The 16,783-nt window shown below is 42.9% G+C and carries 17 protein-coding genes; 9 read left to right on the forward strand and 8 right to left on the reverse strand.

The genetic code is table 11. The annotated features are described in order from the left end of the window. The first annotated feature begins 444 nt into the window (after positions 1-444). Positions 445-1,812, forward strand: a complete 1,368-nt coding sequence (gene dcuC, locus JC606_RS02175; protein WP_004740125.1) for an anaerobic C4-dicarboxylate transporter DcuC — start codon at positions 445-447, stop codon at positions 1,810-1,812. Positions 1,813-1,971: 159 nt separating this feature from the next. On the opposite strand, the gene JC606_RS02180 is transcribed toward dcuC, so the two are convergent. Both JC606_RS02180 and narQ read right to left on the reverse strand, forming a co-directional pair. Next, the gene (locus tag JC606_RS02180; RefSeq protein WP_198777750.1) at positions 1,972-2,604 is read right to left on the reverse strand and encodes a response regulator; all 633 of its coding nucleotides are present in this window, start codon (positions 2,602-2,604) and stop codon (positions 1,972-1,974) included. After that, entirely contained in the window at positions 2,591-4,321 is a 1,731-nt protein-coding gene (narQ, locus tag JC606_RS02185) for a nitrate/nitrite two-component system sensor histidine kinase NarQ (protein ID WP_198777752.1), read from the reverse strand. The genes JC606_RS02180 and narQ overlap by 14 nt, the downstream gene beginning before the upstream one ends. A 253-nt stretch (positions 4,322-4,574) precedes the next feature. Between narQ and napF the strand changes: the two genes are divergently transcribed. From napF to JC606_RS02215, 6 genes are all read left to right on the forward strand, one after another. Then, complete coding sequence (gene napF, locus JC606_RS02190) at positions 4,575-5,054, forward strand: ferredoxin-type protein NapF (protein ID WP_198777754.1); 480 nt, start codon at positions 4,575-4,577, stop codon at positions 5,052-5,054. A 23-nt stretch (positions 5,055-5,077) separates the two neighbouring features. Continuing rightward, entirely contained in the window at positions 5,078-5,383 is a 306-nt protein-coding gene (locus JC606_RS02195; protein ID WP_008219286.1) for a chaperone NapD, read from the forward strand. After that, entirely contained in the window at positions 5,380-7,869 is a 2,490-nt protein-coding gene (napA, locus tag JC606_RS02200; protein WP_198777756.1) for a periplasmic nitrate reductase subunit alpha, read from the forward strand. Before JC606_RS02195 ends, napA begins: the two co-directional genes overlap by 4 nt. Positions 7,870-7,977: 108 nt before the next feature. Next, complete coding sequence (locus tag JC606_RS02205; protein ID WP_198777758.1) at positions 7,978-8,433, forward strand: nitrate reductase cytochrome c-type subunit; 456 nt, start codon at positions 7,978-7,980, stop codon at positions 8,431-8,433. Between the two features lie 29 nt (positions 8,434-8,462). After that, positions 8,463-9,041 (forward strand): NapC/NirT family cytochrome c, encoded by a 579-nt coding sequence (locus JC606_RS02210; protein ID WP_004740118.1) that lies wholly within the window; start codon positions 8,463-8,465, stop codon positions 9,039-9,041. Between the two features lie 11 nt (positions 9,042-9,052). Then, a complete protein-coding gene (locus JC606_RS02215; RefSeq protein WP_063525154.1) occupies positions 9,053-9,190 on the forward strand; it encodes a TIGR02808 family protein in 138 nt (45 codons plus the stop codon). 122 nt (positions 9,191-9,312) lie between these two features. Here the strand turns inward: JC606_RS02215 and phaC are convergent, their stop codons facing one another. From phaC to JC606_RS02240, 5 genes are all read right to left on the reverse strand, one after another. Then, a complete protein-coding gene (gene phaC / locus JC606_RS02220; RefSeq protein ID WP_198777760.1) occupies positions 9,313-11,139 on the reverse strand; it encodes a class I poly(R)-hydroxyalkanoic acid synthase in 1,827 nt (608 codons plus the stop codon). A gap of 75 nt (positions 11,140-11,214) precedes the next feature. Next, positions 11,215-11,562 carry a phasin family protein gene (locus JC606_RS02225; protein ID WP_004740115.1) on the reverse strand — a complete coding sequence of 116 codons (348 nt, stop codon included), beginning with the start codon at positions 11,560-11,562 and terminating at the stop codon, positions 11,215-11,217. A 132-nt stretch (positions 11,563-11,694) separates the two neighbouring features. Then, complete coding sequence (locus tag JC606_RS02230; RefSeq protein ID WP_198777762.1) at positions 11,695-12,906, reverse strand: acetyl-CoA C-acetyltransferase; 1,212 nt, start codon at positions 12,904-12,906, stop codon at positions 11,695-11,697. 25 nt (positions 12,907-12,931) lie between these two features. Next, complete coding sequence (locus JC606_RS02235; protein WP_004740113.1) at positions 12,932-13,672, reverse strand: SDR family oxidoreductase; 741 nt, start codon at positions 13,670-13,672, stop codon at positions 12,932-12,934. 562 nt (positions 13,673-14,234) lie between these two features. Beyond that, entirely contained in the window at positions 14,235-14,906 is a 672-nt protein-coding gene (locus tag JC606_RS02240; protein WP_137408335.1) for an SH3 domain-containing protein, read from the reverse strand. Between the two features lie 105 nt (positions 14,907-15,011). Between JC606_RS02240 and JC606_RS02245 the strand changes: the two genes are divergently transcribed. Then, positions 15,012-15,599, forward strand: a complete 588-nt coding sequence (locus JC606_RS02245) for a hypothetical protein (protein ID WP_102423584.1) — start codon at positions 15,012-15,014, stop codon at positions 15,597-15,599. A 235-nt stretch (positions 15,600-15,834) separates the two neighbouring features. Further along, positions 15,835-16,077 carry a hypothetical protein gene (locus tag JC606_RS02250; RefSeq protein ID WP_004740110.1) on the forward strand — a complete coding sequence of 81 codons (243 nt, stop codon included), beginning with the start codon at positions 15,835-15,837 and terminating at the stop codon, positions 16,075-16,077. A gap of 170 nt (positions 16,078-16,247) precedes the next feature. Here JC606_RS02250 and JC606_RS02255 read toward each other — a convergent pair whose 3' ends face one another. Then, positions 16,248-16,706 (reverse strand): Lrp/AsnC family transcriptional regulator, encoded by a 459-nt coding sequence (locus JC606_RS02255; protein ID WP_102423585.1) that lies wholly within the window; start codon positions 16,704-16,706, stop codon positions 16,248-16,250. Positions 16,707-16,783 lie beyond the last annotated feature (77 nt).

Consider the following 16,783-nt stretch of genomic DNA (forward strand, 5'->3'; position numbering starts at 1 on the left):
TCCTTAGCCTTTAAGGCTTAAGTTTAGACAGTTACACAGAATTTAGGACAGTCTCGATATCATCACTCTCTAACTAAACAATCCTTGTAGCCTCATTTCTGACGTCGAGCTTTCTTCAATCTACTCAATGTCAAAATACACCTTCTCATTAATTACCCAGCACAACTTGTGAATCCAAATTATTTATAAATGGAAGTCACCATATGCAGCAAAACTACACAAAGGTGATCCAAGTAATATTTTAGCGATCGATAATATTTGTTTATTAACATCTAAACAACAGCAGTTATTCATGATTTATAACCAGAATTAACATCGAAGAAAATGTTTGTCTTAGATCATATCAACCTCAACTATGCCTCGTGCCAAAGTACAGTTTTCGGTACATTCATTGTCATATTCTGAAACAGTTTCTTGTATTTTTTAAACTTTGTGGAGATTTCGATGTTAGAACTCTTGATCGGATTAGTGGTTACCATCGCTGTAGGTTACTTTATTGTAAAAGGCTATAAAGCAGCCGGAGTTTTGTTAACTGCCGGCCTTGCTCTTCTTCTTATTACCGGCCTTATTGGTCACACAGTCTTACCAGCTAAGATCGCTTCAACAGGTAACATGATTACCGACTCATTAGAATTCGTTAAGTACATGCTTCAATACCGTGGCGGCGGCCTAGGTATGCAGATCATGCTTCTATGTGGTTTCGCTTCTTACATGACTCACATTGGCGCAAACAATGTTGTTGTGAAACAGTTTTCTAAACCACTATCTGTTATCAAATCTCCATACGCGCTTCTTGTTGCTGCTTACATCGTGGCGTGTCTGATGTCTTTGGCGGTGAGCTCTGCTACTGGCCTTGGCGTGTTGTTGATGGCTACCCTATTCCCAATGATGACAGCGATGGGTATTTCTCGCCCTGCAGCGGTTGCAGTATGTGCATCTCCAGCAGCAATCATTCTTTCTCCAACATCTGGTGACGTGGTCATCGCTGCAGAAAAATCAGGGCTAGACTTAGATGTGTTTGCGGTTCAAACGGTGCTACCGGTGTCAATCTGCGCAATTATCGTAATGGCAGCTGCAGCTTTTTTCTGGAACAAGTACCTAGATAAGAAAGAAAACACGCCAATGGAAAAAGTTGATGTTTCTGAGATTGAAACAACAGCGCCTGCTTTCTATGCGGCGCTTCCGTTCCTACCTATTATCGGTGTTTTCCTATTCAATGGCCGTACTATTCCGGGTCTTAAGTTAGACATCTACACTATCGTAGTGGGTTCAATTTTTGTTGGTGCACTTGTTGATTACGTTGTGAAGAAATTCGACGGTGAAAAGACGCTAAAAGATCTAGATTCTTGTTACCAAGGTATGGCGGACGCATTTAAAGGCGTTGTAATGCTGTTAGTTGCGGCTGGTGTATTTGCTCAAGGCCTAATGTCTATCGGTGCGATTGATAACCTAATCGGTCTTGCTGAAGCAGCAGGTGCTGGCGGCATCGCACTAATGCTGATCCTTACAGGCCTAACGGTTGCTGCGGCCATTGCGACAGGTTCCGGTAACGCACCTTTCTATGCATTCGTTGAGCTTGCGCCTTCACTGGCTGCGAAGATGGGCCTAAACCCAGCTTTCCTTATTATCCCAATGCTTCAAGCATCAAACCTAGGTCGTACGATCTCTCCAGTATCTGGCGTAGTGGTAGCAACTTCAGGCATGGGTAAAATCAGCCCATTTGAAGTAGTAAAACGTACATCTGTACCAGTCATCTGCGGCCTTATCACTGTTATCTTCGGTACACTTGTTCTAGTACCAATGGCTGCTTAAGTCTTTAATAGTTATACAGCTATATAATGCCCAAACAAAAGGCGCTGAACTTAATAAGTTCAGCGCCTTTTTTAATATTCCTCTGCAACACTTTCAAAGCTATTGAGAGTTGACTTGAACAGTACGGCTTGAAATAGTGTTATTTCAAAGGAACAAGCCCTACTTCATTTCTCCGTAACGTTCTAGGTAAAGAACGGTTGCTGCTGTACGAGAAGGTACTTGCAGCTTTTTCAGCAAGCTCTTCATATGTACCTTAACTGTCGATTCAGAAATAAACAGATGATCGGCGATTTGCTTATTACGGTAACCTTTAGCAACTTCTTGCAAGATCTGCATTTCACGTTCGGTTAACTGGTCGAAGATGTCGTTGCGGCTACCCGCGTCGTTTAGGTAACGAGCAACCACGCTGCTGTATGCCTTGTCGCCACCGTGTGCTTGCTTAAGCAACTCAATAAGCTCATCAGGCTCAGTGTCTTTCAATAAGTAGCCATCAGCACCCGCTTTTACGATCGCTTCAATGTCTGCTGGGCTATCAGATACTGTTAGAATAACGATGTTAGCACTAGAACCGTCAGTACGAAGCGCTTTCAATGTATCTAAGCCAGACATACCCTGCATGTTCAGATCAAGCAAGATCAAATCAGGTTCTTCTTCATGAGCAAGCGCAACAGCTTCTATACCATTATTTGCTTCAGCAATCACTTCAAATTCGTCTTCAAAGCTCAGTAATTGGCTTATGCCTCTACGCATTAATGGATGATCATCAACCAGCATTACTTTACAAACCGTCAACTTTAACTTCCTTCAAACTTTTATATTTCAATATGACTGTACAGCCTTCACCTTGCGCCGCTTCAATCGTTAAGTCGCCATTCAGTCTTGCCGCACGCTCCTGCATAATGCTCATCCCATAGTGGTTCATTTTCGAACTACTTAAGTCAAAGCCATCTCCGTTATCTTTAACCACGACTAATACTTCACCGTCCTCATCGATACAGCATACATCTATCAAGTCGGCATTGGCGTGTTTTATTGCATTTATTGTTGCTTCACGAATCAATTGAAGCAAGTGAACCTGACTATGTGCATCAAGTACAATAGATGAAAGATTATTATTAAGTTTAATCTTTGCATCCGTTCTTTCGCTGAGCTCTTCAAGCATAGTGCTTAAAGCATCTCCAAAGTTACCCTCTTTGATGGATAACCTAAATGTAGTGAGAAGTTCTCTTAATTGAGTATAGGCTTCTGCTAAGCCATTGCCGATTTCCGATGCAATTTGTTCAGATTGCTCACGATGCTGCTGTTCAGGCAGTTTACCGATGACACGTTTAAGCAACGTCACTTGGATTTTTAAATACGACAGTGATTGAGCTAACGAATCATGGAGCTCTCGGGCAATGGTTGCACGCTCTTCCATAATAATAAGCTGCTCAGCCTTCTTTTGAGCACGATTATAATAGATGGCTCTTGAGAGTAGTTGAATAAAGCTCTCAATCAACGCTTTTGTCGAGTGACCATGGTGATACGAGCAATATAGATAACCGAGAATGAGCTCGTTATCGTCCAACTTCATTTCAAATTTTTCATAATCTCGGTATGGATCGTAGCCTTCATCCATAATCAATGGTCGGCCTGAATTGTCGACGATCTCTAATCGCAAAGATTCGATGCCCTCTAAGCTTACGAGGTGCTGCAATATCGCTCTAAAGTTTTCAGGTGCGATACGCGTGACTGTCAGCTCTTGTGAAGAGTAATACAGCGCCTGTAGCGATTGGTTTGCATTCTGTAGTTCTATTGTTTTCGCATCGACCACATCTTCTAGGTTTCGATAAAGCACACCCAAGTCTTTCGCCATCGAGTTGAAGGTTTTGGTCAAAATACCCATCTCGTTGTTACTCGTTACCTTGAGTTCGACCTCGAAGTCACTGTTTTTGATCCTTTGGCTTGCACCAACAAGCGCATGCAGTGGTTTAACAACTTGTTTACGTACGAAATGAACAACCAAAAGAGATATGACGAGGATCCCGCCCAAACCGATACCACCAGCCCACGCCAGTTTAATCAATTTGTCTTCTGAGAATTCTTGCAGTTTAAAAACAAATCCATCGATCTCAGTTACGAAATTTTCAACCAACACGAGATAGTGTTTACGGTCTTCACTATTCAGAACGCGTTTCAATTCATGCCAACGGCCAATAATTAGATAGTAGTCTTCTGTGATATCCGTCGGTACATCCCAACTCACCAATTTAGTCATCGAAGGCGAATAAAGTGAACTTTCAAACTCACGGATATGAGAATCGAAATCAACAGATTCTATTTGAATATCATGGGCTAAACGATAGCTTTGCATACGCATCGAGCCGGCTACGTTGACGGCCTCAGCATCGTTCAAGCTTGAAGCTAGAGTAAAGATAGCAAAGCCAGTAGTAGCAACCGACAACAGCAGTATAGAGAGTAATGACTTAGCTATTGTACTCGTAACAGATGAGACTGGTTTTATAAGCAAAGGTGACTTCCTATTGATAAATGACTTGCTATTAGGCTCGTATTGTCACACATCAAAAATCATAGCTCCATTCAATATGTGATCACTCGCCTCGTAATTTATTGATCTATGACAATATATACCCCCAATTAGCCCTTAGGGGGTATTTATACAATTGTTTCTAAATCTACACTACTTGTGATGACAAATTACAAGATATTAATGAAATAATGACCGACAATTACAACATCGTAGCAACATCTAGGGGTTTTTAGTGGTAGACCTGTCAAAACGTCGTCTGTTTTCTAGGAATAAAGTCGATTCAAGCCAAATTCGTTTGCCTTGGATTCATAACCTAGAGAGCTTTGTAGATGATTGCACTCGCTGCGGAAAATGCATCGAGAGTTGTGAGACTAAGGTAATCATTGTAGGCGACGGTGGATTTCCTACTGTCGATTTTTCAATTGATGAATGTACGTTCTGCTATCAATGTGCAGATGTTTGTCCCGAACCCATTTTTAAGCCAAAGCAAGGAGAGCCTTGGCAAGCTAAAGCACAAATCTCTGATAAGTGTTTAGCACAGCAAAATGTTGAATGCCGAAGCTGTGGTGACATGTGTGAACCTATGGCCATTCAATTTCAACTCAGAGCAGGCAGTGTTGCTCTACCAAAAATCGAGTTAGATGAGTGTAGCGGTTGTGGAGCCTGCGTAGCAGTTTGCCCTACCTCAGCTGTTCTTGTGAGTAATGCATAAATAAAAAATAACGAGAGCAATTTATGGCACTAAATGAAGTGCATATATCAAGTTTAGTCGTGCATGTGAGCCCAGAGCATCTCAATGAGATCAAAGCAGAGATCGAGCAATTCGATAACGCTGAAATCTACGGAGATAGCCCTGAAGGCAAAATCATCGTGGTCCTAGAAACCGAAAACCAAGGTTTTGTAACGGACACCATCGAAGCAATAAACAACATTAAGAACGTTTTAGGTACAGCTTTGGTTTATCACCAAATCGAGACTGGACTAGACGAAACGGATTTAGAAACTGGAAGCAACAATTCTCAACTCGAGGGTGAAGTATGAAAATGACAAGACGTGCGTTTGTGAAAGCAAACGCAGCTGCATCAGCGGCAGCCGTTGCAGGTGTAACACTACCAGCAACAGCAACCAACCTGATTGCTAGCTCAGATCAAACAAAAATCACGTGGGATAAAGCGCCTTGTCGTTTTTGTGGTACGGGCTGTTCGGTACTAGTAGGTACTCAAAACGGCAAAGTGGTTGCGACTCAAGGCGACCCAGAAGCACCTGTAAACAAAGGCCTTAATTGTATCAAAGGCTACTTCCTTTCGAAAATTATGTACGGTAAAGACCGTCTTGAGCAACCTCTTCTTCGTATGAAAGATGGTGAGTTCCATAAAGATGGTGATTTCGCGCCAGTATCTTGGGACAAAGCGTTCGACGTGATGGCTGAGAAATGGAAAGCATCTCTTAAGAAGAACGGTCCAACAGGTGTTGGTATGTTCGGTTCTGGTCAGTGGACAGTAATGGAAGGCTACGCAGCCGTTAAGATGATGAAAGCGGGTTTCCGTTCAAACAACATCGATCCAAACGCTCGTCACTGTATGGCTTCTGCGGTAGGTGCATTCATGCGTACCTTCGGTATCGATGAGCCAATGGGTTGTTACGATGACTTCGAACACACAGACGCATTTGTACTGTGGGGTTCAAACATGGCAGAAATGCACCCAGTACTATGGACTCGTATTACAGACCGTCGTCTAAGCCACCCACACGTTCAAGTAAACGTACTGTCTACTTACTACCACCGTTCTTTTGAGCTTGCAGACACTGGTTACATCTTCAACCCTCAGTCTGACCTTGCGATTGCAAACTTCATTGCAAACTACATCATTCAAAACGATGCGGTTAACTGGGACTTCGTGAACAAGCACACGCACTTCAAACAGGCAACAACTGACATCGGTTACGGCCTTCGTGATGACGATCCACTGCAGAAAGCAGCAGCAAACCCTAACTCAGGTGCAATGACTGCAATCACTTTCGAAGAATACAAAGCAGCAGTTGCAGAGTACACAGTAGAGAAAGCATCTGAAATGTCAGGCGTATCTGAAGAGAACCTGATTAAGCTTGCTAAGCAATACGCGGATCCAAACATCAAAGTAATGTCTCTATGGACAATGGGTATGAACCAACATACTCGTGGTGTATGGATGAACAGCCTTGTGTACAACATCCACCTTCTAACAGGTAAGATTTCTACTCCAGGTAACAGTCCATTCTCACTAACTGGCCAACCATCTGCTTGTGGTACAGCTCGTGAAGTTGGTACGTTCTCTCACCGTCTACCAGCAGATATGGTAGTTGCGAACCCTAAACACCGTAAGATTGCAGAAGAAATCTGGAAGCTTCCAGAAGGCACTATCCCACCTAAGCCCGGTAAACACGCTGTTGCTCAAGACCGTGCACTAAAAGACGGTACGATCAACGCTTACTGGGTAATGTGTAACAACAACATGCAAGCTGGTCCAAACATCAACACTGAACGTCTACCTGGTTACCGTAACCCAGACAACTTCATCGTATGTTCTGACCCGTACCCAACAGCAACAGCGCAAGCCGCTGACCTTATCCTTCCAACAGCAATGTGGATCGAGAAAGAAGGTGCTTACGGTAACGCAGAGCGTCGTACACAAGCTTGGTACCAACAAGTGAAAACTGTAGGTGAAGCGAAGTCTGACCTATGGCAAATCATGGAGTTCTCTAAGCGCTTCACTATTGAAGAAGTTTGGGGGGAAGAGCTTCTAGCTAAAGCACCTGAACTACGTGGCAAGACTATGTACGACGTGCTTTACAGAAACGGCAATGTTGATGCATTCCCTCTGTCTGAAGCTCAAGAGCTTAACGACGACGCGCAAGCACAAGGTTTCTACGTACAGAAAGGTCTATTCGAAGAATACGCAGCCTTCGGTCGCGGCCACGGTCACGATTTAGCACCATACGATCGCTACCACCAAGTTCGTGGTCTACGCTGGCCAGTTGTTGATGGTAAAGAAACTCAATGGCGCTTTAAAGAAGGTTCAGATCCATATGCGAAAGCAGGCTCTGGTTGGGATTTCTATGGTAAGCCAGACGGTAAAGCACTGATTATCAATGCTCCGTACGAAGCGCCACCAGAAGTGCCAAGCGAAGAGTACGATATGTGGCTATGTACAGGCCGTGTTCTTGAGCACTGGCACACCGGTACTATGACTCGTCGTGTGCCAGAACTTTACAAAGCTGTGCCAGATGCACTGTGTTACATGCACCCTGCTGATGCTAAAGCTCGTGGCCTACGCCGTGGTGATGAAGTTCTTATCGAAAACAAACGTGGTGAAGTTCGTGTACGTGTTGAAACTCGCGGCCGTAACCGTCCACCACAAGGCTTGGTATTCGTACCGTTCTTTGATGCAAGAATTCTGATCAACAAGTTGATCTTGGATGCAACGGATCCTCTGTCTAAACAGACGGACTACAAGAAGTGTCCAGTTAAGATCACTAAAGTTGCTTAAGCCCTAGGCTTAGAGAAACGATCTTAAGCATTAATGTTGCGGCTACTTTTTCACCATTTAGAGAAAGTAGTCCTCTCAAAGAATTAGCCTTTAGGCGGAGAAATTAACATGAAAAAACTGATTACTGCCCTACTAACAGCCGGTCTTTTGTTAGCTGGCGTGGCTCAAGCTGAGCTGGATAACCCTGGCGGCATTGGTGGCGTAGAGTCTTTACGTGGTGCAAGTGAGCTTGAAGCAACGCGTGCAGCAGACGACTTCAAAAAGTACCCTCGCGACCAAGTACTTGAAAGCGATTACGTATACCAACCACCATTGATACCACACAATATCCGTAGCTACGAAGTGTCTCTAAACGCGAACAAATGTCTGTCTTGCCATAGCTGGAAAAATGCGAAAGAGATGGGTGCAACAAAAATTAGTGTTACCCACTACATGAACCGTGAAGATGCAGTACTTGCTGACGTTTCACCTCGTCGTTACTTCTGTCTGCAGTGTCACGTTCCACAAGCTAGTGCGAAACCATTAGTAGAGAACGAATTCAAACCTGTTGACTCACTACGCTAATCTTAGCCGTATTGTAGAGAGGCGATTATATGAAATTACTAAAAGCGTTTTGGAAAAGACTGACAACTCCCAGTAAAGCAGCCGTTGGCCTTGTACTTTTCTTGGGGTTCTCTGGCGGTCTTTTGTTCTGGGGTGCATTTAACACAGGTATGGAAGCAACCAACACAGAAGAATTCTGTTCTGGCTGTCACGCACCTATCGTTGAAGAGATCCAAGAGACAATTCACTACTCAAACCGTTCTGGTGTTCGTGCAATCTGTTCAGACTGTCACGTACCACATGAATGGACTGATAAAATTGTTCGTAAGGTTCAAGCATCAAAAGAGCTGTACGCTCACTTTATTGCTAAGACGATTGACACGCCTGAGAAATTCAAAGAGCGCCGTCATCACTTAGCGGAACGAGAATGGGCTCGATTGAAGAAGAACGATTCACTTGAGTGTCGTAACTGTCACCAGTTCGATTACATGGATTTCTCTGAGCAGAGTCCTCGTAGCGCGAAACAACACTCAACAGCGCTGGCTTCTGGTGAGAAGACATGTGTAGACTGCCACAAGGGTATCGCACATAAACTACCAGACATGCACGGTGTTGAAGGCTGGCAATAAGGAGCAATTGAATGAGTACTTTAGAAAGCGTGATTTGGCATATACTAGGTTACAGTGCTATGCCATTTATCATTCTTGCCGGCTTCGTAGGTGTTGCAGCCGTATCTCTTTGGATTTTATCTATGGGTAAAGATAAAGAAATAGATTAAGAATCGAATCAACTTTTCTCCTACCTTTGGTACGTTAGAGATGAGTTAAAAAGCCACTGGGTTCAGTGGCTTTTTTATTACCTGTGGTGCTTTTTTATTGTTGTAAAGTATCCATACGAACACTACGCGTCGTTTGGTTGGGCGCCTTTCTCAGTGACTTCTGTATCGCTCTTAGCTTTATTAACAATTGGAAGGACCTGTTTTACGTAATTACCTGGCGCCTTACCAATCACAGGATACAGCTCAGAACCTTGATTGAACGGTTCAACCCTTTCACCCGCTTCAAAGCCCTGTAGCCATTGATTCCAGTGTGTCCACCAAGAACCTTCATTGTGAGTTGCATTTGATAGCCACTCGTCAGCAGAATCATCTAAATTGTCGTTAAGCCAAAATCCATACTTTTTTTTGTCTGGATGGTTAACAATACCTGCGATATGTCCAGACTCGCCCAACACAAACGTCTTGTTACCACCCGTGTTCAGTGCACCGCGGTAAGTCCCCTGCCAAAGTGCAATGTGGTCGTCCTTAGTAGAGATGAAGTAACTAGGTATTTTGATCTTATTCAGGTCAATCCAGACACCGCCCACTTTCACGCCCTTATCTTGCACCAGTTTGTTTTCAAGGTACAACTCTCGTAGCAGGAAGTTATGACACTTAGCAGCTACATTGGTGCTATCACTGTTCCAATAGAGAAGGTCGAACTCCATTGGACTGCTGCCTTTTAGGTAATTGTCAATGTAGTAGTTCCAGTACAAGCTGTTTTCACGCAGCAGACTGAACGTCACACTCAACGATCTACCATCCATAAAGCCTTTAGCATCGTTCTGTTTTTCTATGGCGTTAATGATCGTTTCATTGATATAGGCGCCCACCTCCCCCGGCTGAGAGAAATCTAATAAAGTCGTAAAGAAGGTAGCGGTTTTAATGCGTTTCTTCATTCTTTTAGCGGCATAGTAAGCGACTGTTGAAGCCAATACAGTACCGCCAATACAGTAACCTGCAGCGTTGATCTGCTCTTTCCCAGTAATGTCTTCGATTGCGGTCACAGCTTTCGCGACACCTTCAGTCACATAGTCACCAAACTCTAACTCTTTCTGTGCTTCACCGGGATTGCGCCAAGACATCATGAACACACTGTGCCCTTGTTCAAGCAACCAGCGAACCATCGAGTTCTTCTCACGAAGATCGAGAATGTAATACTTATTAATAAACGGCGGTACGATCAGCAATGGCGTAGCATTGACCTTAGGTGTTTTCGGGTAGTATTGAATCAGTTCAAACAATTCACTTTGAAAAACAACATCCCCCTCTGTATTGGCAACATCGCCTCCCAACCGGAATGCATTATTGTTGGTCATACGGATCTTGAGGATATCAGCGCTTGCTTCAACATCAGCCTGCAATTGCTCAAGCCCATCGATCAGGTTTTCGCCATTTCGCTCAAGCGTTAATTTCATCAACTCTGGGTTTGTCGCAATAAAGTTGCTTGGAGAAAGTGCGTTGATCGCTTGACGTGAGAAGAACGCAACACGCTCTTTGGTTTTCTCATCAATGCCGTCAATTGAGTTTATTGTGTCGGTATAGCTTTTGCTAAACAACAAATAGGATTGTTTGATAAAGCTATAAAATGGGTCGTTTTTCCACGCTTCATCAATAAAGCGTTTATCACTGCGATCTTCAGTGATTACACTCTCTGTGTTACCCATCAATGCAGCATTTTGCCAGATCTTAAGTTGTTGCTCCCACCATTGGGATTGTAACTGGAGGAGTGCAGCGGGTTGGTTAGCGGCTTGCTCAAAGATTTTCGATGCATCATCAAAATTCAATTCTTGCATCGCTTGGTTTAAGGGAGATTGCGCGGCTTCCTTGTTTTGTTCAAAGTTGTCCCACCATTGCTGGTTTGTTTGTTGAAGTTTAACAAGGTAGTCCGAAAAGAAGTGTTGAAACATAACATGACTCCAATAATCGGAAAATCGCCACCGAGCCTCACAATAAACACTGCGCTAACTCGATAGCGATTGAATTTATGCTGGTGTAACTGTTTTCAAGTTTTCAGTTGTTAGTGTTTCAACGTCTTCTTTGAATTCTTTCGCTACCGCTTGCAGCTTTGCGCTATCACTCATCATCTGTTGAGACAGTTGAGTCAATGCTGCTAGCTGTTGGCTGTTGAATGCAGTAAGGCTGTTCACATCTTTAATCTCACTTACCGCTTTCATTTGAGCAAGACCCATGTCCGTATAAGTCTTCATCGCATTCATTTGCAATTCTGTCATTGTTTGAACGTTCTTCGCAACTAACTTGTTGAACTTAAAGTACGGTTCAAATTGCTTTTCAGTTTGGTCAGTAATTGTTTTAAAAATATCCGTGTACATAAGTAACTCCTGATGAATACATAGTGTAGTAAATTGGTACTGATATTGTTTCAGTTAAGGTGCGATGGTTTGCTAACGCACCTTGTAGACTGCAGCGATAAATTGTTTAGCTTGCCAACGATACATCCGGCGTTAACCTTCAATACCCTTAAGCAGAATAGCGGTTCCCATTCCCCCACCGACGCAGAGTGAAGCAACGCCAAAACTGGTCTTTTGCTCAAGCATTTCGTGGATGAGTGAAACAATGATTCGGTTGCCTGACGCTCCTAGAGGATGACCTAGGGCAATCGCGCCGCCGTTAACATTCACTTTTGGTTTAAAAGCGTCTAATGGCAGATCGTGCTGCTCAGAAAGCTGATACATCACGCCAAGCGCTTGCGCCGCAAACGCTTCGTTTAATTCAAACAGATCAACTTGTTCGAGTGTTAAATCCGCTTTATCCAGCGCTTTAGACACGGCCTCTACTGGACCTAAGCCCATGATCTTTGGGTCTAATCCAGACTGTGCGTAGCTTGTTAGCTCGACCAGTGGTGTCAGGCCGTATTTCGATACAGCACTCTCTGATGCCAAGATGATTGCACTCGCACCGTCATTGATACCTGAAGCGTTGCCCGCCGTTACAGTACCTTCACGGTCGAATGCAGGACGAAGCTTTTGCAAACCTTCGAACGTTGCATCCGCTTTCGGATATTCATCGGTATCAAAGGTGACGGTCTGTCTGCGCTGTTTCACTTCAACAGGCACAATTTGCTCAGCAAACTTACCTGCTTCAATTGCAGCTACCGCTTTTTGTTGGCTTTCTAGCGCGTAGTTGTCTTGAGCAAGACGCGAGATATTCAATGCATTCGCAATGTTCTCTGCTGTCACACCCATGTGGTAATGATTGAACGCATCCGTCAGACCATCGCCAACAAGCAGATCTTTCATCGAAATGTCGCCCATCTTGTGTCCGTTACGAATACTTGGCGGAACCACGAAAGGGATTTGAGACATCACTTCCACACCCGCAGCAACCACGATTTCTGCATCTTGAGCTTTAATATGAGCTGCAGCGTCCATGACTGATTTCATACCACTACCGCAGATCATGTTGACACCATAGGCTGGAGTCTCTTCAGGCAGCCCTGCGTAGATAGAAGCCTGACGTGCAACACCCATGCCTTGCCCTGCTGAAATCACATTACCGACGATCACTTCATCAATGACATCTAGGGGAAGATCTACTGAATCCAGAGCCCCTTTAATTGCGACGCCAGCTAATTCACCCGCGCTAACGTTTTTCAATGAACCCGTAAATGAACCGATTGGTGTTCGTTTCGCTGCAACAATAAATACTTTTTCCATTATTCAATTCCTGTCAGTTTCGCCATTAGTGCATGTACAAACCGCCATTTACAGACAAAGTCTCGCCTGTAATGTATGCACCAGATTCACTGGCTAGGAAACCAACCGCTTCGGCAATTTCCACAGGCGTTGCTAAACGTTTCATTGGGATTTGGTTCTTGATTGAATCCAATACTTCAGGCTTCATTTGCTCAACCATTGGCGTTGCAGTGTAGCCAGGGGCAATCACGTTCACTGTTACGCCACTGCGAGCGCCTTCTGCAGCCAAGGCTTTCGAGAAACCAATCATTCCCGCTTTAGCTGCCGAGTAGTTAGTTTGTCCAAATTGCCCTTTAAGGCCATTCACTGACGAGATATTGATAACGCGGCAGTTTCCTTTCTCACACATAGGTGCGAACAGCGGTTGAGTCACGTTGAACAGGCTGTTTAAGTTCGTTTCGATAACCTCTTTCCACGCTTCGGCGTTCATCTTTTTAAATACGCTATCACGGGTGATGCCAGCGTTATTAACGAGAACATCAACGGTTCCCTCTTCCTCTAACAACTTGCTCAAGCTCAATGCGCACTCTTCTGTGTTGGTGACATCCAATTCAAACAATCTCACTTGATCTTCAGTAAACTGTTTCTCGTTGAACCACTCCAGTGCACACTGATAATTTCCAGTAAAATAAGTCGCAATCACACGATATCCGTCAGCGACCAACTTAGATGATATAGCCGATCCGATACCGCCCTTTGACCCTGTAATTAAAGCAAGTTTTTTCATTAATGGTTCCATCCCTTATAAGCAATTAAATAACAATAATGTTAATAAAATAATGTATTATTCGATAATTAAACTTTCGCGTTGCTTTAATTAAACACTACATATCAAAATCAAAAATTATTATTACAAACAGAAAATAATTCCTACTGATGTCTAAAAATCTGACTAGCTTCACAAAAATCGTGAAATGTTAAATACATGTAAAACCTACACAAGCATATGATTTTAAATAATATTTTTAATTTCACTTATATCAGGAAAAATGATAAATCACTGTAAATAAAAGAGAAAACCCTAATCCGAATCTTGTTTCAATAAGAATGCAATATTAAAAACAGAATCTATTGAAGACCAAAATATTAGTAAAAGTATTATTTGTTATTAATAAATCTATCTTATTTATTCTATAAAGCGAGCAATATGATTTTAAGGGTAAAATGATTGAATCTTCATTTCATAAATAAGAAAAAGCCCACTCCATTACAGAGTGGGCTTTAATAATTAATTGATAACTTATAGTCTAGCGACGGTTACATTCTCAATAGTAATACTTGATTTTCTCTTAATCTGTAAATATTTCATTGGTATTTACATCAAGATAAATTTTGTTTTCAAGAGACAAGCCACCGCAGTAGATAAAGTAAACATCGCGATCGCTATACCGAACCGATTTTACCCAACCGCCTAACTCTTCAAAGTCACTGGGTTCGCACTCACCTTCAGACATCAACTTAGCAACTGAGTTGCGAAATTTCTCTTGGTACAGCTTAAGATCGTCGGACTTAACTAAGTAAGAGTCTAATATCTCTTTGTTTTCCTTATCAGAAACGACCACTTCATCATTCGATAAGCCAGACATGGAAACCCACTCTGCTGTTTGCGGGCCACCTTCTTTCAGAACAATGTAATCGGAAATACGTGCCCAATCGCCCTGTTTCTCAAGTACTTCTACCTTTTCCCCTTTGTAGAGGTAGTCCGTTATCAAGCCATCAATCTCAGGCTGTTCTACCACTTCGAGCTTTCTATCTAACACATAAAACTCTGTCTGCTCTGGCTCAGGTTGTAGTTCCATAACAGGCTTTAATTCAGATATAGGTTGCTCAATAGTTTCAGCAACGGGCTCTTCAACTTTTTCTGGTGGCGTAGGATCTTTCTTCATAATGAAGAAGTAGTACGCTGCGCCTCCTCCACCCAAAATTAACAATACAAGTAAAGCGATCAGCGCTTTTTTCATTCAATCCACCAGCTTATCCGTTTGAAGTGAATTTGCAGTGTACATCAACTCATGCATCAGCTCATCTATACTCTATGTTGAGAACATCGTAAGTAGAGGAAGGTCATGAGTTTTTGGGTTAAGGTTCTGATCACAAACGTCTCTTTGAGTGCCAGTGTGGTAATAGCCAGTGAATGTAACAGTGAGAGTTGGCAAACGCTGCTAGCTCGTCAGCTCGCCTTTGAAACCCGTTATAACCAATACACAAAAGAGTTCAATCAAGTTCTCTCAACCTATGAGTCACAGACCCTACTGTCTAAACATTTCACAGGAGAGCAAATCATTGAACTTTGGGCAAAGTATGAACAAAGATTTAATACACAGCTCAACAGCCACATGAATACCGCTTACGATATATCCGAAGTTCTTCTTAAACAGTCCTATGTAGTATCGACCGAGCTAGAAGGCGCTCGTTCTCTTGCTCAACTATGGGAAGCAATGGCTCAACAATGCGATAAAGCAAAACTTGCTCGTCAATCAGCAAGCGCACTGTCACATGTGAAGAGCTCACAGTCTCTCTCGCAAGACATTAGCGTGCTGGGTGAAAAGTTCAGGCAACTATCGTTTAGGTATCGTCAGGAAGCCACAATGATCGATGCTGCACGCCAATTAAATGAACGCGAAAGCGTTCAGTCAAACGAACCGCTTCGCTAGATTTACCTGCAAAATCAGCTGCGTCTGATGAAAATGTATTCAACCCAGCCTTAATCAAAGCTTTATCAATAAATTGTAAATATAATGTGTTAACTATCAACAGCAAAGTTCAATTTCCAACCAATGCAAGTAATTATGTGAGAGATTCATCACAAAATAGATTTACAAACGCAAAAAAATTGTTATCATGAATCTTCATATAACTTAATAACAAGAAACATTTTGGCTAGGTAATATGCAAAAAACTATGGCTTTCAACTGCTTGAGTAACACGGAATGGACTGCAGAGATAAGAGCTAAGCTTTTATCTGTAGCTAAACACATGGAAGAGTTCGGTTCAGTAAGTGAATTAGAGCTATGTAAGATATTTGGAGAAACAATCTGGAATGACGGTGTGGATTATCATTCACATGCTTTTTCATTCAGAATTAATGCACAAACTGGAGATTGTTCAATCTCTAACTTTAAGTATCACTAAGTTTTGCACCTATCATATACGGAGTACCTTTCACTAGGTGCTCCGTTTTTTATTGCCTTGAGTTTGGCATCTTGTGAAAGATCTTCAGTCATCTTCGCTTTGTTAACCAAGGAGCAAATCATTTCGTTTTCAGCTCACTCTTCCCAATAACAACCTAGCTTTCCATCGGGTTAGTCGGTATACACCGGAAGCGGCGCATTACCTTTTACTTGCCTTATCGCTAGGTGAGTATGGATGTCTTTGACGTTAGATAGCCGCTGAAGTTTTCTAGTAAATGCTTCATAAGCCATTAAGTTCGGGCTAACCACCTCTAGTAAATAATCATAAGCGCCAGACACAACATGGCAGCTGATGACCTCCTCCATCTCGACAATCGCGCCTTCGAACTTATCAATCGACACTTCTTGGTGGTTGTTCAGGCTCACCTCAACAAACACACTCATCGCCACACCAACTTTCTCTCGCGATAAACTCACGCGATATCCGTCGATAATGCCCTTTTCTTCTAGCCTTTTGATGCGTCTCGCGCAAGGTGAAGGGGATAAGCCGACTTCATCCGCTAACTCAGCCGTGGTCAATCTACCGTCCTTTTGTAGCAACTCGAGAAGATGCCTATCAATCCTGTCCATAGCAAAAGCCACCCATTAGTTAAATTTGTTAATAATCCAAGGAATGTTAGCAGAAATCCTCAATGATAGATCAAGTT

This window comes from Vibrio sp. IB15 (assembly GCF_016406055.1).
Lineage (GTDB): Bacteria > Pseudomonadota > Gammaproteobacteria > Enterobacterales > Vibrionaceae > Vibrio > Vibrio chagasii.